This window comes from Enterobacter sp. BNK-18, from assembly GCF_047456135.1.
Classification (GTDB): domain Bacteria; phylum Pseudomonadota; class Gammaproteobacteria; order Enterobacterales; family Enterobacteriaceae; genus Enterobacter; species Enterobacter ludwigii.
This window is the reverse complement of record NZ_CP179899.1, coordinates 625,454-647,243: the sequence shown is the minus strand read 5'-3', so window position 1 is coordinate 647,243 and position 21,790 is coordinate 625,454. Positions and strand designations below refer to the sequence as shown.

The window sequence follows — 21,790 nt, the reverse complement described above, 5'->3', positions numbered from 1 at the left end:
CTGATGAATGAAATTTTTCCTTTAGCAAGCGCCGCCGGGATGACCGTCGGCCTTGCCGTTTGCGCACTGATTATCGGCCTTGTGCTGGCGATGATCTTTGCGGTATGGGAATCAGCAAAATGGTTCCCTGTCGCATGGGCCGGCTCAGCGCTGGTCACCGTGCTGCGTGGGCTGCCTGAAATTCTGGTGGTCCTGTTTATCTATTTTGGCTCCTCGCAGCTGCTGTTAACGCTGTCGGACGGCTTCACCTTCAATCTGGGTGTGGTGCAGATCCCGGTGCAGATGCAGATTGAGAACTTTGACGTCAGCCCGTTCCTGTGCGGCGTGATTGCCCTCTCTCTGCTCTATTCCGCGTATGCTTCGCAAACCCTGCGCGGTGCGCTGAAAGCGGTTCCGCAGGGACAGTGGGAGTCTGGCCAGGCGTTAGGCTTGTCGAAATCGGCGATTTTCTTCCGTCTGGTGATGCCGCAGATGTGGCGTCATGCGCTGCCCGGGCTGGGTAACCAGTGGCTGGTGCTGCTGAAAGATACCGCGCTGGTAAGCCTGATCAGCGTGAACGATTTAATGCTGCAAACCAAAAGTATCGCGACCCGTACCCAGGAGCCGTTTACCTGGTACATCGTGGCGGCGGCTATCTACCTGGTGATCACGCTGGTGAGTCAGTACATCCTCAAGCGCATTGATCTGCGTGCGACGCGCTTTGAACGGAGACCAGGCTGATGCTTGAATATTTTCCGGAGCTGATGAAAGGGCTGCACACCAGCCTGACGCTGACCGTCGCATCGATCATCGTGGCGCTGATCCTGGCGTTGATCTTTACCATCGTCCTGACGCTAAAAACGCCGGTGCTGGTATGGATTGTGCGAGCCTACATAACCTTGTTCACCGGTACACCGCTGCTGGTGCAGATCTTCCTGATTTACTACGGCCCGGGCCAGTTCCCGTCGCTGCAGGAGTATCCGGTTATCTGGCACCTGCTTTCTGAGCCATGGCTGTGCGCCCTGATTGCCCTTTCGCTGAACAGTGCGGCCTATACCACGCAGCTCTTCTACGGGGCTATCCGTGCCATCCCGGAAGGGCAATGGCAGTCCTGTGGTGCGCTGGGCATGAGCAAGAAAGACACGCTGGCTATCTTGCTGCCGTACGCGTTTAAACGTGCGCTCTCCTCCTACTCCAACGAAGTGGTGCTGGTTTTCAAGAGTACGTCTCTGGCCTACACCATCACGCTGATGGAGGTCATGGGCCACGGGCAGCTGCTCTACGGACGCACCTACGACGTCATGGTGTTCGGTGCCGCGGGCGTGGTCTATCTTGTGGTGAACGGTTTGTTGACGCTGATGATGCGCCTTATTGAGCGTAAAGCGCTGGCGTTTGAGCGCCGTAATTAATCACCGATTTGCATAAATTTTATTGACGAAGACGGGCAAGTCTAACGACTGCCCGTCTTTTTTTATGGGTTAAATAATATTTAATCATTTTTATTGAATATAAATTCATTAAATGGCATTGTATTTCCATGCCGCAGACACGGCGCATAAGACAGACTGACAGACGGGAGCATTACAATGAAAAAGTTAGTTCTGGCCGCTTTACTGGCCACTTTCGCCGCTGGCGCATCAGCTGCAGATAAAATCAACTTCGGCGTTTCGGCCACCTATCCGCCGTTTGAGTCGCTGGATGCCAGCAACCAGATTGTCGGTTTTGATATCGACCTCGCCAAAGCCCTGTGCAAACAGATGCAGGCCGACTGCACGTTCACTAACCATGCGTTTGACAGCCTGATCCCGTCGCTGAAATTCAAAAAATACGACGCGGTGATCTCCGGGATGGACATCACCCCAGAGCGTAGCAAGCAGGTTACCTTCACCGACCCGTACTACGCCAACTCGGCGGTGGTCATTGCGAAGAAAGGGGCTTACACATCCTTTGACCAGCTGAAAGGCAAACGCATTGGGATGGAAAACGGCACCACGCACCAGAAATACCTGCAGGACAAACATCCTGAAGTGAAAACCGTGGCCTATGACAGCTACCAGAATGCCATTATCGACCTGAAAAATGGCCGTATTGATGGTGTCTTCGGTGACACTGCGGTGGTGAACGAGTGGCTGAAAACCAACCCACAGCTGGGCACCGCGACCGAAAAAGTGACCGATCCACAGTACTTCGGTACGGGCCTGGGCATTGCGGTGCGTCCGGATAACAAAGCCCTGCTGGAAAAACTGAATGGCGCGCTGAAAGCAATTAAAGCTGACGGCACGTACAAGAAAATCAGCGATCGGTGGTTCCCGCAGTAACAGCTTTTTGTCGGGTAGCCTGGCCTACGGGGGTGGTCTGTAGGCCGGGCAAACCCGGCAATTTCACAGTGGAACAAAGAAGCGAAAACGAGCCCCGTTCGTGGACTCCATCAGCCTGATCCCCCCGCCGTGCAGTTCCAGCATGCGTTTCACAATCAACAGCCCCAACCCGCCACGGTTTTCCCGTGATGCCTGCGGATTTAACGCCGAAGGACGCTCAAACAGATCGTTGCGAAGAGAAGCATCAACGCCGGTTCCATTATCAGCCACCTCAACCTGTAGCTGCGCGTTCTCCTGCCAGACCGCCAGACGAACCTCTCCACCGGTCGGCGTATGCCGCATCGCGTTATCCAGCAGGTTAGTCACCACCCGCTCAATCATCGAGACATCGGCATTCACCAGCGGCAACGGGCCCGGTACATCAATGCGCAGGTTCACCTCCCGCGTGCGGGCCGTGAGTTCAAATTTCTGCGCCACGTCTGAAATCAGCTCCCCCATGGCAAAACGCTCGCGCTGCGGTTTGATGCCGCCGTGCTCAAGGCGCGCCAGTTCAAACAGCTGCTGCGAAAGATGACGCACTTTCTGCCCCTGGCGCAGCGCCGTGGCGAGATACTGCTGGTGTTCCTGCGGCGTCAGCGTCGCGGATTTCAGCGACAGCGTTTCGAGATAGCCCAGCAAGGAGGTGAGCGGCGTGCGTAAATCATGCGAAATATTGGCGATAAACTCCCGGCGCTGGCGATCGCTGTCGGCCAGCTGATCCCACTGCAGGGTGATTTTACGGGCCAGCTCGATAAACGTATTGCGCAGCGTGGCCACTTCATCCTTTACCGTGGTTTCTGTAGGCTGCGCCGCCAGCTGCTTAATGGCGCTAATGCTGTCCTGCTCCAGCCCGGCCACTTCCTGCGTGAGACGTTTGACCGGACGCGTTACCCAGTACCAGACCAGTAACCCCGCCAGCAAACCAAACAGCGCGACCCACATCAATGACCACAGGACGGTGCTCCAGAGCGCCTGATGCCAGGCCATCTCCGCCAGCGCGTTTGACTCTTCGCCCTGCAGAATAATGTACAGATAGCCTTTCAGTTCTCCGTCCTGACGCAACGGCGTTGCGCTGAAAACCTTTTTGTTCTGGCTTCGCGGGTCATCGCCCAGTACCGGCCGCGCGGCATCACTGAGGAAAGTCTGCACCGGCCCGAGGTCGATTTTTTGCCGCTGGATATGCCCCGGCGGCGCGGCGTCAGCCAGCAGTTCGCCATCAGGCGAGACAACGTACAGTTCGACGCTTGGATTGAAGGTCATCAGCCGGTCAAAGAGCGGCTTCAGCGCGTGGCGGTCAACCCTGCCCTGCGCATCCAGAATCGGTTCCCGCTGGACAATCTGCTGCGCCAGGCCACCGGACAGCCGCTGCACCATCGCATTACCGTACTGCGTGGTGCTGTAAAGTTGCACCGCGCAGGCGATGGTCGCACAGAGCGTCAGCAGCAGAATAAACAGCAGCGTCAGGCGCTGGCTCAGGCTAAAGCGGCGCATCGTTTGGCTCCGCAAATTTGTAGCCTTTGCCCCAGACGGTGCGAATGATCTCCGGCTCGGCGGCGTCCTTCTCAATCTTGATGCGCAGGCGGTTAATGTGGGTGTTGACGGTGTGTTCGTAACCTTCGTGCTGATAGCCCCAGACCTGTTCCAGCAGCGCCAGACGCGAGAAAACTTCACCGGGATGACGGGCAAAGAAGTACAGCAGTTCAAACTCGCGCGGGGTGAGATCCACCACCTGGCCGTGCAAAAGCACGCTGCGCGCCAGCGGGTCGAGCGTCAGGCCGTGAGCCTGAATATTCCCGGCACTTTGCACCTGCCCCATCGCCTGCTGGCGTCGGAACAGCGCCTTGATACGCGCGATCAGCTCCTGTACCGAAAACGGCTTGGCCAGATAATCGTCCGCCCCGGTTTCCAGCCCGGTAATACGGTCGGTTTCACTGCTGCGGGCGCTGATGATGATCACCGGCAGGTAGCGGGTCATCTGGCGGATGCGACGGCAAATCTCCAGACCGTCGACGTTGGGGAGCATTAAATCGAGGATCACCGCGTCCCACGGCTGCTTCTCGAGGCGCTGTAAGGCATTGCCCCCGTCGGGCTCGTGGGTGATGGCGTAGCCTTCATCTTCTAAGTTGAGGCGCAGAAGCGCCGCGATATCGTGGTCATCTTCCACCAGCAGGATCTGCTTCATGGGTAAGCCTTCTTCAATTCTGATGAGATAAGCTTACCTGATTTCGCAGGCGGACAGAGTTCACATTTTGTTTAAGATTTAACAAGTAGCGTCAGGACTTCATAATGCGCGGTATGCGGGAACATATCGAACAGCTGGACGCGTTCAATGCGGTAGCCCGGCAGCGTCGCGATATCTTTTGCCATCGTCTGCGCGTTGCAGCTGGAGTAGACGATGTAGTCCGGTGCCATCTGGCTCAGATAGTCGCACAGCGCTTTCCCGATGCCCCGGCGCGGCGGGTTCACCAGCACCAGTTCAGGCACATTGACCTGCCCCGTCGCGAACTGCGTGGAGTCCAGCGCCTGGAAGTGCAGCCGGGTCAACCCAAGCTCTGCGGCAGACTGTCTGGCACAGGCAATCGCTTCGGCGGAGATCTCAATCCCGGTAAGCTGCATGTCTGGCGTGGCGCAGTGCAGACCGAAGCCGCCCACCCCGCAGAACAGATCCCACATATGATGGATATTTAACGCCCGCACCCAGTCACGGGCGGTGGCATAAAGCGCACTCGCGACGGTCGGGTTGGTCTGGAAGAAGCTTTGCGGACGGATCCACAGCGGTACATCGTTGAACGTTTCTGCCAGCGCATGCTGTTCGGTGAAGAAGATCTCCCGCTCCCCTTCCATGATAGCCATATGCACCGGCTGAATATTCGCGGTGATAACGGTTAACTGCGGAAGCTGTTGCTGAAGCCATGGCAACGCCGCGCGAAGCTGCTCCACCTTGGCTTCTGAGCGCAGAACAAAGCGCAGCATCATGCTGCCGTCTACCTGGCTTTCGGTAAGAAGAAGGTATTTCAGCTCGCCGCGCTTGCGGGCAACGTTATAGGGCGTTAACCCGGCACGGGCAATAAACGGTTTGAGCGCAGCAAAGACCGGCGCAAACGAGGCAGGATAAAGCGGACAGTCGGTTAAATCTTCAGGCGTACCATCGCGATGCAACATGCCCAGCAGCGGTTTTTCAACGCTGCCGCTCACCACCATTTTGGCTTTATTACGAAAGCCCTGCTCCGGCCCGCTGACGGGTGCGCACCATTCGCCCACGGCATGGTCTGCCAGCAGGTGTTGCAGATCGGCCATTTTGGCGGTGAGTTGCTGAGAAACCGGCTGTTCTATCCACTGACAGGAGCGGCAGCGACCGGCGTCATAGAGTGCGCACTGCATATCAAAACCTTAAGATTCACGAGGGCTGCGATTATACACATTATTGCAGCTGGAAGAACCGCCGACTGGAAGCAGGCACGAACAGGAAAAACAGCACCAGCATATCCGGGAGTTTTTGCAAAAACAGCGCGTGCAAAATCTCGCGTTTTGATCCACCCGCAATGCTGAACAGTTCCGGATAGCCATACCCCAGCGAGGCGGCCCACAGATAGCTTGCCGCCGTAATTTGCGTCAGCAAATAGACCCAGCGCGCCCAGTTGCGTCCTCTGACCAGCGAAAATGCGCAGTAAATCTCGATAAACACCAGTACCAGGCTGCTCAAAAAGACCAGCGTCAGGTTCCACGTCTGTACGCTGCGGTGAATGAATTCAGCCATACCGCGCACACCCAGGGTGTTAAGGATCATCAGCACATCAAGACAGCGGATCATAATAATAGCGAGCGCCGCCACCTGCACCAGTGCAGGAACGTTTGGACGAGCGTGCGTAAGACGTGATTTTTTTAATAATCCCAATGTTTTACTTCCCTGAAAAACAGTGCCGCGTCATGCGCGGCACATCACTGGAAATTTTAAATCCTTCAGCCGCGTCTTGCACGCTGGATATCACGCACACGTTGTTTTTCCGCGCGCGCCATCAAATACCAGGCGATAAATCCGACAATTCCGACCACCCCGAGGATAATCGAGGCCAGGGCGTTAATCTCCGGATTGACCCCCATGCGTACGCTGGAGAAGACCAGCATAGGCAGCGTCGTCGCGCCCGGTCCTGAGACAAAGCTGGCGATAACCAGATCGTCGAGCGACAGCGTAAACGCCAGCAGCCAGCCGGAGATCACCGCCGGCATAATCATCGGCAGCGTGATAATGAAGAAGACCTTCAGCGGCGTCGCACCGAGATCCATCGCCGCCTCTTCAATGGAGCGGTCCAGCTCGCGCAAACGCGAAGAGATAACCACCGCCACGTACGCGGTACAGAAGGTGACGTGTGCCAGCCAGATGGTGAGCATGCCGCGATCTGCCGGCCAGCCAATGGCATGCGCCAGGGCGACGAACAGCAGCAGCAGCGCCAGACCGGTGATAACGTCTGGCATAACCAGCGGCGCGGTGATCATAAAGGCAAAGCCGTTCGACCCCCGAAAATGCCCGAAGCGCACCATGACCAGCGCGGCAATGGTCCCCAGCACGGAGGCCATCGTGGCCGCCAGCGCGGCGATGGTCAGGCTCAGCCCCACCGCGCTCATCATCGCGTCATCATGGAACAATTCGCCGTACCAGCGCGTCGACCAGCCGGCCCATACCGTTACCAGTTTGGAGCTGTTGAACGAGTAGATCACCAGCATCAACATGGGTGCATACAGGAAAGTAAAGCCAATCACCAGGATGGCAATTCGCCACGGGGAGCGCACTACCGGTAAGTTGTTCATCCGTGGTCTCCCATCTGTTTCTGCTGATGTTTGTGGAACCACATGATCGGTACGATCAGCAGGAGCAACATCACGATCGCCACCGCAGACGCCACAGGCCAGTCGCGGTTATTAAAGAACTCCTGCCACAGCACGCGCCCAATCATGATGCTGTCCGGGCCACCGAGCAGTTCCGGGATCACAAACTCCCCTACCGCCGGGATAAAGACCAGCATCGACCCGGCAATAATGCCGCCCCGGGTCAACGGAACGATAACGCTGAAGAAGGTTTTAAGCGGGCGGGCACCAAGGTCAAGCGATGCTTCCACCAGCGAATAATCGATACGCGTCAGCGCCGTATAAATTGGCAGCACCATAAACGGCAGATAGGCGTAAACAATCCCGATATAGACCGCGAGATTGGTATGCAGGATTGTCAGGGGCTGATCGATAACCCCAAGCCACATCAGGAAGTTATTCAGCACGCCGTTGTTTTTCAGGATCCCCATCCACGCGTAGACGCGGATCAGGAACGAGGTCCATGACGGCAGGATCACCAGCAACAGCAGAATGTTGCGCGTCGACGATTTACTGTGCGCCACGGCCCATGCCAGCGGGTAACCCAGCAGCAAACAGCAGATCGTCGAGATCGCCGCCACCTGCAACGACTGCAGATATGCTTCGAAATAGAGCGGATCTTCCGTCAACTGCAGGAAATTGCCGAGGTTAAGGGTCAGCGTCAGCTGTCCGTCAGCCCAGTCCAGCAGGTTGGTATAGGGCGGGATCGCCCGCGCCATTTCCGCCAGGCTTATCTTAAAAACAATCAGGAACGGCAGCAGGAACAGCAGGATCAGCCACACGTAAGGCATGGCAATCACCAGCTTGCGTCCGTGGTTCATCTGCATGCGCGCCAGCCAGTGCGCAAAGCCACCCGGTTTTTCAACGCGGGCTGGAGGTTCTAAGGTACTCATTGTCCGCTCCTTATACCGTCAGCACTACACAACTGTCCGCATCCCAGCACAGGCGCACTTCATCGCCCCAGGTCGGCTGTCCCTTGCGATAACGATGTTCGTTCTGCAGCTGGGCGCTGAGCATCTGCCCGCTTTTCAGACGCACATGGTAGATGGAGAGGTCGCCCAGGTAAGCAATGTGCACCACTTCCCCGACGGCGAAGTTAAAGCCATCGGCAGGCGGATCTTCGCACAGCATGATCTTCTCCGGGCGGAGCGCGACATACACCGGCACGTTATCCACCACCGAGCTATCCGGATCGACCTTAAGCGGATGCTGCAGCCCCGGCGACTCGATCACCAGACCGTCATCCTCGCGCGATTTCAGCAGCCCTTCGAAAACGTTGACCGACCCGATGAACTCCGCGCTGTAGCGGGTGGTCGGATGCTCATAAATCTCTTCCGGCTCGCCAATCTGTACGAACTTACCGCGGTTCATGATCGCAATACGCCCGGCCATGGTCATCGCCTCTTCCTGGTCGTGGGTAACCATCACGCAGGTCACCCCCACGCGCTCAAGGATATCCACCACTTCCAGCTGCATACGGTCACGCAGTTTTTTATCCAGGGCACCCATCGGCTCATCGAGCAGCAGCAGCTTAGGACGTTTCGCCAGGCTTCTGGCCAGCGCCACGCGCTGACGCTGGCCACCAGAGAGCTGATGCGGTTTACGCTTCGCGAACTCCTGCATGTGCACCAGGCTGAGCATCTCCGCCACGCGGGCGGCGATTTCGGCTTTCGGCAGTTTGTCCTGCTTAAGACCAAAGGCGATATTCTGCTCCACCGTCATATGTGGGAAGAGCGCGTAAGACTGGAACATCATGTTTATCGGGCGCTGATACGGCGGCACGCGGGAAAGATCGACACCATCCAGCATGATTTGCCCGGCGGTAGGCTGTTCAAAACCGGCCAGCATACGCAGCAGGGTCGATTTACCGCAGCCAGATGCGCCCAGAAGGGCAAAAATTTCACCTTTGTAGATAGTCAGGCTGACGTCGTCCACGGCATGCTGACCATCGAAAGATTTGGTGAGGTTACGAATTTCAAGAAGCGGGGTCAGCGCTTTACGGACTTTCGCCTGCGGGCGGGGGATCGCGTCATTCACGGGGTGCTCTCCGGCAGAAATCAAAACTGGTGCAAACGCACCATCAGGGTGCGCATCGTCGGGCGGCGCTCACGCCAGCCCGACCGACGGGTTTAGCAGGCCCGGTGAGCGTTTTCGCCACCGGGCAACCGTACCGGACGCCGTTATTTACCGCTTTTCACTTTGGTCCACGCACGGGTACGCACGCGGTCAATTTTTGGATCCTGAACTTTCAGGGTGAACAACTTGGCAAACACATCCGCCGGCGGATAGATAGCCGGGTTATTGCGGATCTCTTCGCTGACCAGCGGCACAGAGGCCTTATTGCCGTTAGCGTAATAGACGTGATCGCTGATATGCGCGATGACTTCCGGACGCATCAGGTAGTTAAGGAACTGGTAAGCTTCGTCTTTGTTTTTCGCGTCAGCCGGCATGGCGAAGACGTCGAAGAACGCCAGCGCGCCCTCTTTTGGAATGAAGTAGGAAACATTCACGCCGTTTTTGGCTTCTTTGGCGCGGTTAGCCGCCTGCCATACGTCCCCTGCCCAGCCAATCGCCACGCAGATGTCGCCGTTTGCCAGGTCGTTGATGTACTGCGAGGAGTGGAAGTAACGAATGTTCGGACGCAGCTTCAGCAGCAGATCGGTTGCCGGGCCGGTGTAATCATCGGCCTTGCTGCTGTTAGGATCTTTGCCCAGGTAGTTCAGCACGGTGGCGAAAATCTCTTCTGGCGCATCCAGGAAAGAGACGCCGCAGCTTTTCAGCTTCTCAAGGTTTTCCGGCTTCAGCACCACGTCCCAGCTGTCGAGTTTGACATCTTTACCCAGCACCGCTTTGACTTTATCGACGTTATAGCCAATACCGGTGGTCGCCCACAGATACGGCATCGCGTATTTGTTGTCCGGGTCATGCTTGGCGACCAGCTTAAGCACTTCCGGATCGAGGTTTTTCCAGTTCGGTAATTTGCTCTTATCGAGCGGCTGGAAAACACCTGCCGTCAGCTGACGCTCAAGGAAGCTTGCGGAAGGTACCACCAGGTCAAAACCGGTACTGCCCGCCATCAGTTTCCCTTCCAGCACTTCGTTGGAATCGAAAACGTCATAGACCACTTTAATGCCGGTCTCTTTTTCGAAATTAGCGACGGTATCCGGCGCGATATAGTCAGACCAGTTATAAACGTGCAGCGTTTTTTGTTCCGCAGCGAGCGTGCCGGCAGAGACGGCCATCAGAGCACCCGCAACCAGACCCGATAACCATTTTTTATTCAAGGCGATCATATCGTTATTCCTTCTGAAAGCTCGTTAACAAACGAACTAAAACTGTGCAATCTGAAGATATGCAATAATCATGCATAGTTTGTCGCTCTGCACGAAATAAAAAGAAACCTCTTTACCCGGCAGGATCCGCTCGCTTTTTTAAGCATCGCAAGAATAACTGTAGCCCGTGTCTCCGGCTATAGCCCAGACGAAAAAACGCCTTTTATCAATTTTTTATGCAGGTTATGTCTACGTGATAAGCCGAAATGGCGTTTGGGGAGGTGAAAAATTCTTTAAAGAAAGGTTAAAAGCAGCAGAAAAAATGGCGTTATGCAGCCGCTATGGCAGCGACTGCGCAAAAGTCAGACAGGCTTAGTGAAGAAAATTGGGAGATGCATCATTATTCTCTGCATCATCTTCCGTGCTATACAGCAGATGGTGCGCATTCGCTTCCATCATTACCATCGAAATTTGCTCTTCACTCAAGCGCATAAACCAGGAGAACTGCTTGAATGAGAGGCCGGCACCGGAGAATAAAGACTGGCAAACGACCAGTTTTGGCAGATTATCATCCTGTATATCGAGAAATGCTTTCACCGTCAAAGAACTGGCGTTGATGGCCGACAGGTCAGAGGCCAGGGCCAGCAGCGCAGACGGTTTCACTTCGGCCAGCGCAGAGAAGAGGATCACGTCGTTAATGAGATCGATTTTGGCATCGAAAATACCATCGAAATTTTGCATATGAGGCAAATGCAGCGCCTGGCAGGAATCACATTCAAAGAAAGTGATACCGGCATCATCGAGCCATTGACGTAACGTATCCAGTGTTGGAACGACCTGTAAATCCATCGCAGTGCAGCCTCTTTAATAAAAACTTCGCATAGAGTACGCAAAAAGTGCGCTGTAATCCATTTAACCGCCCGTTTTCAGACAGTAGCCCGGCGTTGCGTGGCGCTCGACCCATGAGATCATTTTACCCGCAATATCGACCCCGGTGGTTTTTTCCACCCCTTCCAGTCCCGGTGAGGCATTCACCTCCATCACCAGCGGCCCGCGCGTCGCCCGCAGTAAATCAACACCCGCCACATCCAGCCCCAGCGTTTGCGCCGCCTTCACGGCAATCTCACGCTCGCGATCGCTGATATCCGCGACTCTCGCCACGCCGCCACGGTGCAGATTAGAGCGGAAGTCGCCCTCTTTTGCCTGGCGTTCGATGGCCGCAACCACCTCGTTACCGACAACAAAACAGCGAATGTCGCGCCCTTTGGCTTCTTCAATGTACTCCTGCACCAGAATATGGGCATTCAGCCCTCGAAAGGCGTCAATCACGCTTTCCGCCGCCTGCCGCGTTTCGGCCAGCACCACACCAATGCCCTGAGTGCCTTCCACCAGCTTGATCACTAACGGCGCGCCACCCACCATATCGATTAAATCGCTGGTGTCGTCCGGTGAATGCGCAATGCCGGTAACCGGAAGATCGATTCCCTGCCGGGCAAGCAATTGCAGCGAACGGAGCTTATCGCGGGCCCGAGATATCGCAACGGATTCATTGAGCGGATAACTGCCCAGCATCTCAAACTGGCGCAACGCGGCCGTGCCGTAATAGGTTATCTGGGAGCCGATGCGGGGGATAACCGCATCAAAATGCGGGAGCTTACGGCCTTTGTAATGAATCGATGAGGCAGCAGGATCAATGTTCATATAGCAGGACATCGGATCGAGGATCTCAACCTGATGCCCCCGTTTTGCCGCCGCTTCTCGCAGGCGTTTACATGAATAGAGCGTTCCATCCCGGGACAAAATGGCAATTTTCACCCTGCACCTCTCTAAAGACATGGAAAAAGCCTGCGTATCATACACGCAGGCAGGCGCAGGATGAATGGGCTATCGTGTCGCCCAGCCCTGTTTGTGCAGATAGTCGAGAATAAACGGGCGATTCTCTTTAATGATGGTGCGACGAATGTGGTCACTCCAGGTATCGCGACGGTTATTGCTGTCGCGCGTCATGTAGTAGTGCGCCAGCTCTTCATCGTATTGCGCCAGCACATCCTGATCGACAGGCTGGTAGTGGTTTTCATGCACCAGCATCGCCGCAGGCAGGCGCGGCTTGAGGTCCGGGTTATCCGCAGGCCAGCCAAGGCACAGGCCAAACAGGGGCAGAACATGTTTTGGCAGCTTCAGCAGTTCGGTAACGCTTTCGATATTGTTACGCAGCCCGCCAATGTACACGCCGCCCAGCCCCAGCGATTCCGCCGCCGTGAAGGCGTTTTGCGCCATCAGCGCGGTGTCCACGACACCCAGCAGCAGCTGCTCGGCAAGGCCAAGCTCGGCTTGCGGGCAGATCTGCAGATGGCGGTTAAAATCGGCGCAGAACACCCAGAACTCGGCTGCCTGTGCCACATGCTTCTGTCCACCGGTGAGGGTCACCAGTTGTTCACGCATTGCCGGGTCGGTAATGCGAATAATGGAGCTGCACTGCAGGAAGCTGGAGCTGGATGTCGCCCTTGCACTGTCAATAATGGCTTCACGCTGCGCCGGCGTTATCGGCTCGTCGGTGAAGTGGCGAATTGAACGATGGGAACGTAGCAGGTCTATGGTTGGCGTCATCTTGTCTCTCTTTGTCTTGCGTGAATCATATCGCAGCCAGTATAGGCAATGATGCGCGCGATGTAATTGGCGAAACATAGCTGAGAGGTATTATAACGACAGGCGAAACCTTCTTTAATGGCGGCAGGTTATCGGGCACTATAGACCCATTCGCCGTCAGGCTTGTTTTCGAGGAGAGAGAAATGTTTGCAGTAATTTTTGGTCGTCCAGGGTGCCCTTACTGTGTGCGCGCGAAAGAGCTGGCTGAGAAACTGACCGAAGAGCGTGATGATTTTAACTTCCGTTATGTTGATATCCATGCGGAAGGGATCAGCAAAGCCGATCTGGAAAAAACCGTGGGTAAACCGGTTGAAACCGTACCGCAGATTTTCCTCGATCAGAAACACATCGGCGGTTGCACAGACTTTGAAGCATACGCTAAAGAGCATCTGGGCCTGTTTGCCGCTCAGTAATGCTAAGACGCCCTCACCCTGAGGGCGTTTTTATTTGTGCTGTCTGCGCCGGGCCAACATGCTGTGGACAAACAAAAAACATAGCGCTCCCAGTGCGCACCAGAAGACGCCACTCAGCAACCACGCCAGCTCCTGCCAGAAACTTCGCGTTGAAATATACAGTGACCGCATCAGCAGCAGACACAGCGGCGCTGCAAGTATTGCGCCCAGTAACGGTTTCACCACTTCCCCCCGGCGGGAGAGAAAACTGGCAGCAGCCCCTGGCAGTGTGAAAAAGAGCAACCCCAGCTCCGGATGACCCGACGCCCTGAACGCCCCCTTCACATTAAAAGCGAGGGACATGCAAACGACAATGAACAGCAAAAAGCAGCTGATCACCCCCGCCCAGTTTCGTTTAATGTTCAAACTATCCTCCTGACTTATCTCTATCAAATACACTTTCGTCGGGTAGACGCCCAGTCAGATAAAGCAATGCGGCAATCCTTGCCAAAGTACACACAGGGTGAAGCGATAATAGGTGGCTGTCAGTAGCTAATACGATTAAACTAACCGCCAGCTAATGTTTTAGGGAATAAAGCTGGAAACAGGGAGCGTTAAAGCCTTTCCCTGACCCAGAAAACAGTAGCCCAAAAAGTCCTTTCATTCAACAACTTACTGGTAAACAAGAAGTTAGCCTCCGTGAATATAAACGTCGCAGACTTGTTAAATGGGAATTACATCCTGTTATTATTTGTGGTACTGGCGCTGGGCCTTTGCCTGGGTAAATTGCGCCTTGGTTCGGTTCAACTTGGTAATTCCATTGGCGTTTTAGTCGTCTCACTATTATTAGGCCAGCAGCATTTCAGCATTAACACGGACGCGCTCAACTTAGGCTTTATGCTGTTTATTTTTTGTGTTGGTGTGGAAGCCGGGCCCAACTTTTTTTCAATATTCTTCCGCGACGGCAAAAATTATCTGATGCTGGCGCTGGTCATGGTCGGCAGCGCGCTGCTGATCGCCTTAGGGCTGGGTAAACTGTTTGGCTGGGATATCGGGCTGACGGCCGGTATGCTCGCCGGCTCGATGACCTCCACGCCGGTATTGGTGGGTGCAGGCGATACCCTGCGCCACTCCGGCATGGCCGGTGCGCAACTCTCTACCGCGCTCGACCACCTTAGCCTGGGCTATGCCCTGACCTATCTGATTGGTCTGGTGAGCCTGATTGTGGGCGCCCGCTACCTGCCAAAACTGCAGCACCAGGATTTGCAGACCAGCGCTCAGCAAATTGCCCGCGAACGCGGTCTGGACACTGACAGCAAGCGTAAAGTCTATCTGCCCGTGATTCGCGCCTACCGCGTTGGGCCCGAGCTGGTTGCATGGGCGGACGGGAAAAACCTCCGCGAGCTGGGGATTTACCGCCAGACAGGCTGCTATATCGAACGTATTCGCCGTAACGGCATTCTGGCAAACCCGGACGGCGACGCCGTGCTGCAGATGGGCGATGACATTGCCCTGGTTGGTTACCCGGATGCCCACGCCCGCCTCGACCCGAGCTTCCGCAACGGTAAAGAGGTGTTTGACCGCGATCTGCTCGATATGCGTATCGTCACAGAAGAGATTGTGGTGAAAAACCATAACGCCGTCGGCCGTCGTCTGGCGCAGCTGAAGCTGACCGATCATGGTTGCTTCCTCAACCGCGTGATCCGCAGCCAGATTGAGATGCCAATTGACGACAACGTCGTGCTGAACAAAGGCGACGTTCTGCAGGTCAGCGGCGATGCGCGACGCGTGAAAACCGTTGCGGACCGCATCGGCTTTATCTCTATTCACAGCCAGGTCACCGACCTGCTGGCCTTCTGCGCCTTCTTTATCGTCGGCCTGATGATCGGGATGATCACCTTCCAGTTCAGCAACTTTAGCTTTGGCATCGGTAACGCTGCCGGGCTGCTGTTCGCCGGCATCATGCTGGGCTTCCTGCGAGCGAACCACCCGACCTTCGGCTACATTCCGCAGGGTGCGCTCAATATGGTGAAAGAGTTTGGTCTGATGGTCTTTATGGCGGGCGTCGGCTTAAGCGCCGGTAGCGGCATTGGCCACAGCCTGGGGGCTGTTGGCTGGCAGATGTTGGTTTCCGGACTTATCGTCAGCCTGGTACCGGTAGTGATTTGCTTCCTGTTCGGTGCTTATGTGCTTCGCATGAACCGCGCCCTGCTCTTCGGGGCAATGATGGGGGCCCGTACCTGCGCCCCGGCAATGGAAATTATCAGTGATACCGCACGCAGCAATATTCCTGCGCTGGGCTATGCGGGCACCTACGCTATCGCTAACGTACTGCTTACGCTGGCGGGTACGCTGATCATCATCATCTGGCCTGGACTCGGATAACTCTTAAGTTCTGCGCACGACGAAAAAATTTTCGTTACGCGCAGAACTTTTTTATCAGGGGGCAGTCATAACTATTGCCACTGCTTTTCTTTGATGTCCCCAATTTGTGGAGCCCATCAACCCCGCCGTTTTGGTTCAAGGTTGATGGGTTTTTTGTTGCCTGAAATTCCCCTCTTCAACATTACGCCTTCCCTCTTTCCACCCAAACATATATGCTTAACCATATATATAACCAACCGCAGGAAAGCCGATGCTACATCCGGTCCAACTTTTCAAAGCCCTCTCCGACGAGACCCGCCTGTCCATCGTCATGCTTCTGCGCGAAGCCGGGGAACTGTGCGTCTGCGATCTCTGTTCCGCCACGGCTGAATCACAGCCCAAGGTATCGCGCCATATGGCACTGCTGCGTGAATCCGGGCTGGTGAGCGATCGCCGGGAGGGGAAATGGGTTTATTACCGTTTGTCCCCCACTATGCCGGCATGGGCTGCCACCGTGATTGACAACAGCTGGAACTGTTTGCGGGAAGAGACCCGCACAAAGCTGAAAAACCGTCTTCCGGGCGCGTGTTAAAACACATTCATAAAAACAGATATAACGGAGTTCACGATGTTTCTGGCTGGGGCAATTTTTCTGTTTACACTGGTGCTGGTCATTTGGCAGCCCAGAGGGTTAAGTATCGGCTGGAGCGCCACGATGGGCGCTGTACTGGCGCTGGCCAGCGGCGTGATCCACATTAACGATATTCCGGTGGTGTGGAATATTGTCTGGAACGCGACGGCCACGTTTATCGCCGTCATCATCATCAGCCTGCTGCTTGATGAGTCCGGATTTTTCGAGTGGGCGGCGCTGCATGTGGCCCGCTGGGGTAATGGCAAGGGCCGGTTGCTGTTTACGTATATCGTTCTGCTGGGTGCGGCCGTTGCGGCGCTTTTTGCCAACGACGGCGCGGCGCTTATCCTCACGCCCATCGTTATCGCCATGCTGCTGGCCCTCGGGTTCAGCAAGCAGGCCACGCTGGCGTTTGTCATGGCGGCTGGATTTATCGCCGACACTGCCAGCCTGCCGCTAATCGTTTCGAACCTGGTGAATATCGTATCGGCAGACTTCTTCTCGCTGGGGTTCAGCGAATAGGCCTCGGTGATGATCCCCGTGGATCTGGCCGCGATTGCGGCCACGCTGGTGATGCTGCACCTGTTCTTTCGAAAGGACATTCCGCCAGCATACGACCTGTCAAAACTCCGCGAGCCTTCCCGCGCGATTAACGATCTTCCAACCTTCAGAACGGGCTGGATTGTTCTGTTACTGCTCCTTGTCGGGTTCTTTGTACTTGAACCGCTCGGCATTCCGGTCAGTGCGATCGCGACAGCAGGCGCGTTGATTTTGTTTGCCGTTGCAAAGCGCGGGCATGCCATTAATACGGGAAAAGTGCTTCGTGGCGCACCGTGGCAGATCGTTATCTTCTCGCTGGGGATGTACCTGGTGGTGTATGGCCTGCGCAATGCCGGGCTGACGGAGTATCTGTCAGGGGTACTCAATCTCCTCGCCGGACATGGCCTGTGGGCCACCACGCTCGGTACCGGGTTCATCACGGCGTTCCTGTCATCCATAATGAACAATATGCCGACCGTCCTGATTGGGGCACTCTCTGTCGATGGCAGCACGGCATCGGGTGTGATTAAGGACGCGATGATTTATGCCAACGTGATTGGCTGCGACCTGGGTCCGAAGATCACACCTATCGGCAGCCTGGCCACCCTGCTCTGGCTCCATGTCCTGGCGCAGAAAAACATGACGATCACCTGGGGCTATTATTTCCGGACAGGCATCATCATGACGTTGCCGGTTCTGTTTGTGACGCTCGCCGCGCTGGCGTTACGTCTCCCCTTCACACTGTAATGAGTAACGGATATGAGCCATATCACCATTTACCACAATCCAGCCTGCGGCACCTCGCGCAACACGCTGGAGATGATCCGCAACAGCGGCACTGAACCCGAAATTATTCTGTACCTTGAGAACCCACCGTCACGTGATGAACTGACCAGACTGATTGCTGAGATGGGGATTTCCGTGCGAGATTTGCTGCGCAAAAATGTCGAACCTTATGAACAACTGGGCCTCGCCGGGGACCGGTTTACCGACGACCAGCTTATCGATTCTATGCTGCAGCATCCGATCCTGATTAACCGTCCGATCGTGGTGACGCCGCTGGGCACTCGCCTGTGCCGCCCTTCCGAAGTCGTACTCGATATCCTGCCTGATGCACAGAAAGGGGCGTTTACGAAAGAAGATGGCGAAGCGGTGGTGGACGCCAGCGGAAAAAAAATCTCCGGCAGCTAATCCGCTGATAGTGATGCCCTAAGTCTTGTCAGTCACATACCCTGCCCCGTGGCGGAGTTGCATCCGCCGTCACCCGACCCATAATTTGATGGACCGGTCTGGTGAGGGAATGCAGGTATGAGTCTCAAAAATAAAACCGCCGTTATCTTTGGTGGCAGCGGCGCTATTGGCAGCGCCGCTGCGTACGCGCTCGCCCGTGAAGGGGCAACGGTCTACCTCGCGGCACGCGATCAGGCCAGGCTGGAGCACGTCGCTAACCGCATTCACGCCGCTGGCGGGTCAGCCCGGCTGTTTGTTTTCGATGCTCTCAATGCCGACGCGACGCTCCCGGACGTTACCGGCATTGATATCGTCGTGAATGCCACGGGTTTTATGCATGACCAGGGTAAACGCCTCGACGCATTAACGCTCAGTGAATTCAGACAGGGGTTCGACCCTTTTCTGGCCGCCTATTTCAACATCGCCAAAGCTGTCGCACCCCGTATGGGCGGTGAGCGTGCCGGAACGCTTATCACCGTCGTTGCGCCGGCTGCAAATATGGCGATGCCGGGACATCTCGGGCATATCGTTGGCTGCGCGGGAACGGAAGCGTTAACCCGTGCGCTCGCGGCGGAGCTGGGGGCAAAGAATATTCGCGTCCTGTGCGTGCGTTCGCATGCGATAGCCGACGCGGTTCAGGCCGGTTCCTGTGTGGGTGACCTGTTCGCCATCAAGGCGCAGGCGATGGGCATCACCGTGGAGCAGTTTCTGGAGGGCGCGGCACAGAGCACGATGCTGAATCGCCTGCCCACGCTGGAGCAGGTGGCAGACACCATCGCGTTTCTGGCGTCAGATGCAGCCGGTGCCATCACGGGCACAACGGTGAACATGACGGCCGGCGCGACCACAATCTAACGTCCACTCTCGCCCGCTATCCTGCCGACCATCGCCCGGATCTCCTCCCGGGTGAGCGGGACTCTGTCGGTCACAAAGTGCAGCGTCATCCCTTCGATAAAGGCATCCAGCGCGCGGGTGGTCACCGGGTCGAACCACTGCTCAAGCGTGGTCTGGCTCATTTTCATCCAGTCCTGCATTACCGTTTTGAGCGCCGCACTGCGGTGCATAAAGGCATAGAGCTGGTACATCAGCGCCATATTCTGCGGCGTCGTGACCTGCGAACTGTGGATCAGCGTGGTGATGGATTCGCACGCCATTTCTGGCCCGGTCACGCCGGCGAAGAAATCCCGATACTGCTGCGACATCTGCCGGGTAAACCACGTAAAGGCCTCTTCCAGCAGCGACTCCATACCGTCAAAATAGTAGGTCATCGACCCCAGCGGCACGCCCGCGCAGGTGGCAATTTTCCGGTGCGTCACGGCATGAATACCGTGCTCTGCAATAGTGTCCAGGGTCGCCTGCAGGATCTTCTCCCGGCGTTGAGGATCGTTCGGTGCTCTGCTCATAAATTCCCCACGTGGTTTGTGTACAAATGTACACAAACTTGCTAGTGTTGTCGCTATTGTTGTACTTCCGGTGCTGACTTCAATGACTCTGACCTCCCCCCGTAGAACTCTGCAGCTGCGCATGTGGGCGCTGTTTATGTTCTTCTTTATTCCCGGTCTGCTGATGGCCTCATGGGCCACGCGAACCCCGGCCATTCGCGATATTTTATCCGTCTCAACGGCCGAGATGGGCATCGTGCTGTTTGGCCTGTCGATAGGCTCTATGAGCGGTATTCTGTGCTCCGCGTGGCTTGTCAAACGCTTCGGTACACGGGCGGTCATCCGCACCACCATGTGCTGTGCCGTGTTCGGGATGCTGGTGCTGAGCGTGGCGCTGTGGTTTGCCTCGCCGGTGCTGTTTGCCCTTGGGCTGACGGTGTTTGGCGGCAGCTTCGGTGCCGCTGAAGTGGCCATTAACGTTGAAGGGGCAACGGTTGAACGAGAGATGAATAAAACCGTACTGCCGATGATGCATGGCTTTTACAGCCTTGGCACGCTGGCCGGTGCGGGTGTGGGGATGGCGCTGACGGCCTCGGGCGTCGCCGCGAACCTGCATATTCTGCTGGCCGCACTGGTATGTATTATCCCCATTCTGACCGGTATCCGGGCGATCCCTGACGGCACCGGCAAGAACACCTCTGACGAACACGCCACCGCGGAAAAAGGGCTGCCGTTTTACCGCGACATTCAGCTGATGCTGATCGGCGTGGTGGTGCTGGCGATGGCCTTTGCGGAAGGGTCCGCTAACGACTGGCTGCCGCTGCTGATGGTTGACGGCCACGGTTTTAGTCCAACCTCCGGTTCCCTGATCTACGCCGGTTTCACCCTCGGGATGACCGTTGGGCGCTTTACCGGTGGCTGGTTTATTGACCGCTACAGCCGCGTGGCGGTGGTGCGTGCCAGCGCCCTGCTGGGCGGGCTGGGGATTGCGATGATCATCTTTGTGGACGTGGACTGGATTGCCGGCGTGTCGGTGATCCTCTGGGGTCTGGGGGCATCGCTTGGCTTCCCGCTCACCATTTCAGCCGCCAGCGATACTGGCCCGGATGCACCGACCCGCGTCAGCGTGGTGGCCACCACGGGCTACCTCGCCTTCCTGGTGGGGCCACCGTTGCTCGGCTTCCTCGGTGAGCACTACGGGCTGCGCAGCGCCATGCTGGTGGTGTTAGGGTTAGTGATCATCGCAGCGCTGGTAGCGCGCGCGGTCGCGAAGCCGGAAACGGAACAAACGACACTGGAGAAGGGATATGAGCGTTAAACTGATCGCCGTCGACATGGACGGCACGTTTCTGAGCGATGCCAAAACCTATAACCGCCCGCGTTTTCTGGCGCAATATGCACGAATGAAAGCGCAAGGCATTCGCTTTGCGGTTGCCAGCGGCAACCAGTACTACCAGCTGATTTCCTTTTTCCCGGAGATTGCCCATGAAATTGCGTTTGTCGCGGAAAATGGCGGCTGGGTGGTCAGCGCCGGGGAAGATGTCTTTAACGGTGAACTGTCGAAGACGCACTTCGACACCGTTGCCGCCGTGTTAAACGATGTGCCGGGCATTGAGATTATCGCCTGCGGAAAAAGCAGCGCCTATACGCTGAAGCACTATGACGACGGCTTTAAGGATATCGCGGCAAAGTACTACCACCGTCTCGAAATGGTGAGTGATTTCGGCAACCTGAACGATATTTTCTTCAAATTCGGGCTTAACGTCTCTGACGACGACATCCCGCGTATTCAGGCGATGCTGCACGAAAAGCTGAACGATATTATGGTGCCCGTCACGACCGGCCACGGCAGTATCGACCTCATCATCCCCGGGGTGCATAAAGCCAACGGTCTGCGAATACTGCAAAAGCGCTGGGGCATTAATGACAGCGAAGTGGTGGCTTTTGGCGATAGCGGGAACGACGTAGAAATGTTGCGCCAGTCAGGGTTCAGCTTTGCGATGGCAAACGCCAGGCCGCATATTAAGGCGGTGGCGCGCTTTGAAGCCCCGCACAATAACGACGAAGGCGTGCTGGATGTAATTGATAAGGTGTTGAACGGCGAAGCGCCGTTTTATTAACGCCACCATGGCCC

At 56.1% G+C, this 21,790-nt stretch carries 23 protein-coding genes and 1 pseudogene; 11 read left to right on the top strand and 13 right to left on the bottom strand.

Features of this window, described 5'->3' with window-relative positions; translation table 11 throughout:
• Positions 1-3 precede the first annotated feature (3 nt).
• The 3 genes from artQ (at position 4) to artJ (ending at position 2,297) form a co-directional block, all read left to right on the top strand.
• Positions 4-720 (top strand): arginine ABC transporter permease ArtQ, encoded by a 717-nt coding sequence (gene artQ / locus ACMGG3_RS03125; protein ID WP_032681357.1) that lies wholly within the window; start codon positions 4-6, stop codon positions 718-720.
• A complete protein-coding gene (gene artM / locus ACMGG3_RS03120) occupies positions 720-1,388 on the top strand; it encodes an arginine ABC transporter permease ArtM (protein WP_014169321.1) in 669 nt (222 codons plus the stop codon). The genes artQ and artM overlap by 1 nt, the downstream gene beginning before the upstream one ends.
• Positions 1,389-1,565: 177 nt before the next feature.
• Complete coding sequence (gene artJ, locus ACMGG3_RS03115; protein WP_040017023.1) at positions 1,566-2,297, top strand: arginine ABC transporter substrate-binding protein ArtJ; 732 nt, start codon at positions 1,566-1,568, stop codon at positions 2,295-2,297.
• A gap of 63 nt (positions 2,298-2,360) precedes the next feature.
• Here artJ and ACMGG3_RS03110 read toward each other — a convergent pair whose 3' ends face one another.
• The 11 genes from ACMGG3_RS03110 to nfsA all read right to left on the bottom strand — a co-directional run bounded on the left by ACMGG3_RS03110 (position 2,361) and on the right by nfsA (position 13,078).
• Complete coding sequence (locus ACMGG3_RS03110; RefSeq protein ID WP_020884866.1) at positions 2,361-3,827, bottom strand: ATP-binding protein; 1,467 nt, start codon at positions 3,825-3,827, stop codon at positions 2,361-2,363.
• Positions 3,814-4,518, bottom strand: a complete 705-nt coding sequence (locus ACMGG3_RS03105; RefSeq protein WP_414149566.1) for a response regulator transcription factor — start codon at positions 4,516-4,518, stop codon at positions 3,814-3,816. Before ACMGG3_RS03105 ends, ACMGG3_RS03110 begins: the two co-directional genes overlap by 14 nt.
• Before the next feature lie 71 nt (positions 4,519-4,589).
• Complete coding sequence (gene rlmC / locus ACMGG3_RS03100) at positions 4,590-5,717, bottom strand: 23S rRNA (uracil(747)-C(5))-methyltransferase RlmC (RefSeq protein WP_047955281.1); 1,128 nt, start codon at positions 5,715-5,717, stop codon at positions 4,590-4,592.
• A 40-nt stretch (positions 5,718-5,757) separates the two neighbouring features.
• A complete protein-coding gene (locus ACMGG3_RS03095; RefSeq protein WP_014169315.1) occupies positions 5,758-6,231 on the bottom strand; it encodes a YbjO family protein in 474 nt (157 codons plus the stop codon).
• A 65-nt stretch (positions 6,232-6,296) separates the two neighbouring features.
• Positions 6,297-7,142 carry a putrescine ABC transporter permease PotI gene (potI, locus tag ACMGG3_RS03090; protein ID WP_134178978.1) on the bottom strand — a complete coding sequence of 282 codons (846 nt, stop codon included), beginning with the start codon at positions 7,140-7,142 and terminating at the stop codon, positions 6,297-6,299.
• Positions 7,139-8,092 (bottom strand): putrescine ABC transporter permease PotH, encoded by a 954-nt coding sequence (gene potH, locus ACMGG3_RS03085; protein WP_014169313.1) that lies wholly within the window; start codon positions 8,090-8,092, stop codon positions 7,139-7,141. Before potH ends, potI begins: the two co-directional genes overlap by 4 nt.
• 10 nt (positions 8,093-8,102) lie before the next feature.
• A complete protein-coding gene (gene potG / locus ACMGG3_RS03080; protein ID WP_049023300.1) occupies positions 8,103-9,236 on the bottom strand; it encodes a putrescine ABC transporter ATP-binding subunit PotG in 1,134 nt (377 codons plus the stop codon).
• 143 nt (positions 9,237-9,379) lie between these two features.
• Complete coding sequence (gene potF / locus ACMGG3_RS03075) at positions 9,380-10,492, bottom strand: spermidine/putrescine ABC transporter substrate-binding protein PotF (RefSeq protein WP_014169310.1); 1,113 nt, start codon at positions 10,490-10,492, stop codon at positions 9,380-9,382.
• Positions 10,493-10,843: 351 nt separating this feature from the next.
• The gene (locus tag ACMGG3_RS03070; protein WP_020884871.1) at positions 10,844-11,320 is read right to left on the bottom strand and encodes a YbjN domain-containing protein; all 477 of its coding nucleotides are present in this window, start codon (positions 11,318-11,320) and stop codon (positions 10,844-10,846) included.
• A gap of 63 nt (positions 11,321-11,383) precedes the next feature.
• Positions 11,384-12,286: a 30S ribosomal protein S6--L-glutamate ligase gene (gene rimK / locus ACMGG3_RS03065; protein ID WP_020884872.1), complete on the bottom strand. Its 903-nt coding sequence runs from the start codon at positions 12,284-12,286 to the stop codon at positions 11,384-11,386.
• Positions 12,287-12,355: 69 nt separating this feature from the next.
• Positions 12,356-13,078, bottom strand: coding sequence for a nitroreductase NfsA (gene nfsA / locus ACMGG3_RS03060; protein WP_025204598.1), 723 nt, complete (start codon positions 13,076-13,078; stop codon positions 12,356-12,358).
• A 182-nt stretch (positions 13,079-13,260) separates the two neighbouring features.
• Here nfsA and ACMGG3_RS03055 point away from each other — a divergent pair, with 182 nt between their 5' ends.
• Positions 13,261-13,530, top strand: coding sequence for a GrxA family glutaredoxin (locus ACMGG3_RS03055; RefSeq protein WP_014169305.1), 270 nt, complete (start codon positions 13,261-13,263; stop codon positions 13,528-13,530).
• A gap of 30 nt (positions 13,531-13,560) precedes the next feature.
• Here ACMGG3_RS03055 and ACMGG3_RS03050 read toward each other — a convergent pair whose 3' ends face one another.
• The gene (locus tag ACMGG3_RS03050) at positions 13,561-13,935 is read right to left on the bottom strand and encodes an inner membrane protein YbjM (protein WP_020884874.1); all 375 of its coding nucleotides are present in this window, start codon (positions 13,933-13,935) and stop codon (positions 13,561-13,563) included.
• A gap of 273 nt (positions 13,936-14,208) precedes the next feature.
• On the opposite strand from ACMGG3_RS03050, the gene ACMGG3_RS03045 reads away from it, so the two are divergent.
• The 5 genes and pseudogenes from ACMGG3_RS03045 to ACMGG3_RS03025 all read left to right on the top strand — a co-directional run bounded on the left by ACMGG3_RS03045 (position 14,209) and on the right by ACMGG3_RS03025 (position 19,129).
• Positions 14,209-15,894: an aspartate:alanine antiporter gene (locus ACMGG3_RS03045; RefSeq protein WP_014169303.1), complete on the top strand. Its 1,686-nt coding sequence runs from the start codon at positions 14,209-14,211 to the stop codon at positions 15,892-15,894.
• A 250-nt stretch (positions 15,895-16,144) separates the two neighbouring features.
• On the top strand, positions 16,145-16,465 hold the full coding sequence (locus ACMGG3_RS03040) for a metalloregulator ArsR/SmtB family transcription factor (RefSeq protein ID WP_032677759.1): 321 nt from the start codon (positions 16,145-16,147) through the stop codon (positions 16,463-16,465).
• A 36-nt stretch (positions 16,466-16,501) separates the two neighbouring features.
• A pseudogene (locus ACMGG3_RS03035) lies at positions 16,502-17,791 on the top strand (arsenic transporter).
• Between the two features lie 12 nt (positions 17,792-17,803).
• Positions 17,804-18,235 carry a glutaredoxin-dependent arsenate reductase gene (gene arsC / locus ACMGG3_RS03030; RefSeq protein WP_025204600.1) on the top strand — a complete coding sequence of 144 codons (432 nt, stop codon included), beginning with the start codon at positions 17,804-17,806 and terminating at the stop codon, positions 18,233-18,235.
• 117 nt (positions 18,236-18,352) lie between these two features.
• Entirely contained in the window at positions 18,353-19,129 is a 777-nt protein-coding gene (locus ACMGG3_RS03025; RefSeq protein ID WP_410393419.1) for an SDR family NAD(P)-dependent oxidoreductase, read from the top strand.
• Here the strand turns inward: ACMGG3_RS03025 and ACMGG3_RS03020 are convergent.
• Entirely contained in the window at positions 19,126-19,677 is a 552-nt protein-coding gene (locus ACMGG3_RS03020) for a TetR/AcrR family transcriptional regulator (RefSeq protein ID WP_078774820.1), read from the bottom strand. The genes ACMGG3_RS03025 and ACMGG3_RS03020 overlap by 4 nt on opposite strands.
• A gap of 82 nt (positions 19,678-19,759) precedes the next feature.
• On the opposite strand from ACMGG3_RS03020, the gene ACMGG3_RS03015 reads away from it, so the two are divergent.
• Together ACMGG3_RS03015 and ACMGG3_RS03010 are read left to right on the top strand one after the other, a co-directional pair.
• On the top strand, positions 19,760-20,974 hold the full coding sequence (locus tag ACMGG3_RS03015) for an MFS transporter (protein WP_025204602.1): 1,215 nt from the start codon (positions 19,760-19,762) through the stop codon (positions 20,972-20,974).
• The gene (locus ACMGG3_RS03010) at positions 20,964-21,776 is read left to right on the top strand and encodes a Cof-type HAD-IIB family hydrolase (RefSeq protein ID WP_032681366.1); all 813 of its coding nucleotides are present in this window, start codon (positions 20,964-20,966) and stop codon (positions 21,774-21,776) included. The genes ACMGG3_RS03015 and ACMGG3_RS03010 overlap by 11 nt, the downstream gene beginning before the upstream one ends.
• The last annotated feature ends 14 nt before the right edge of the window (positions 21,777-21,790 follow it).

Bases quoted from the DNA above. Each gene is read 5' to 3' on its own strand.
- artQ (WP_032681357.1), top strand. From the start codon at position 4: ATGAATGAAATTTTTCCTTTAGCAAGCGCCGCCGGGATGACCGTCGGC.
- artM (WP_014169321.1), top strand. From the start codon at position 720: ATGCTTGAATATTTTCCGGAGCTGATGAAAGGGCTGCACACCAGCCTG.
- artJ (WP_040017023.1), top strand. From the start codon at position 1,566: ATGAAAAAGTTAGTTCTGGCCGCTTTACTGGCCACTTTCGCCGCTGGC.
- ACMGG3_RS03110 (WP_020884866.1), bottom strand. From the start codon at position 3,827: ATGCGCCGCTTTAGCCTGAGCCAGCGCCTGACGCTGCTGTTTATTCTG.
- ACMGG3_RS03105 (WP_414149566.1), bottom strand. From the start codon at position 4,518: ATGAAGCAGATCCTGCTGGTGGAAGATGACCACGATATCGCGGCGCTT.
- rlmC (WP_047955281.1), bottom strand. From the start codon at position 5,717: ATGCAGTGCGCACTCTATGACGCCGGTCGCTGCCGCTCCTGTCAGTGG.
- potI (WP_134178978.1), bottom strand. From the start codon at position 7,142: ATGAACAACTTACCGGTAGTGCGCTCCCCGTGGCGAATTGCCATCCTG.
- potH (WP_014169313.1), bottom strand. From the start codon at position 8,092: ATGAGTACCTTAGAACCTCCAGCCCGCGTTGAAAAACCGGGTGGCTTT.
- potF (WP_014169310.1), bottom strand. From the start codon at position 10,492: ATGATCGCCTTGAATAAAAAATGGTTATCGGGTCTGGTTGCGGGTGCT.
- ACMGG3_RS03070 (WP_020884871.1), bottom strand. From the start codon at position 11,320: ATGGATTTACAGGTCGTTCCAACACTGGATACGTTACGTCAATGGCTC.
- nfsA (WP_025204598.1), bottom strand. From the start codon at position 13,078: ATGACGCCAACCATAGACCTGCTACGTTCCCATCGTTCAATTCGCCAC.
- ACMGG3_RS03055 (WP_014169305.1), top strand. From the start codon at position 13,261: ATGTTTGCAGTAATTTTTGGTCGTCCAGGGTGCCCTTACTGTGTGCGC.
- ACMGG3_RS03040 (WP_032677759.1), top strand. From the start codon at position 16,145: ATGCTACATCCGGTCCAACTTTTCAAAGCCCTCTCCGACGAGACCCGC.
- arsC (WP_025204600.1), top strand. From the start codon at position 17,804: ATGAGCCATATCACCATTTACCACAATCCAGCCTGCGGCACCTCGCGC.
- ACMGG3_RS03025 (WP_410393419.1), top strand. From the start codon at position 18,353: ATGAGTCTCAAAAATAAAACCGCCGTTATCTTTGGTGGCAGCGGCGCT.
- ACMGG3_RS03020 (WP_078774820.1), bottom strand. From the start codon at position 19,677: ATGAGCAGAGCACCGAACGATCCTCAACGCCGGGAGAAGATCCTGCAG.
- ACMGG3_RS03015 (WP_025204602.1), top strand. From the start codon at position 19,760: ATGACTCTGACCTCCCCCCGTAGAACTCTGCAGCTGCGCATGTGGGCG.
- ACMGG3_RS03010 (WP_032681366.1), top strand. From the start codon at position 20,964: ATGAGCGTTAAACTGATCGCCGTCGACATGGACGGCACGTTTCTGAGC.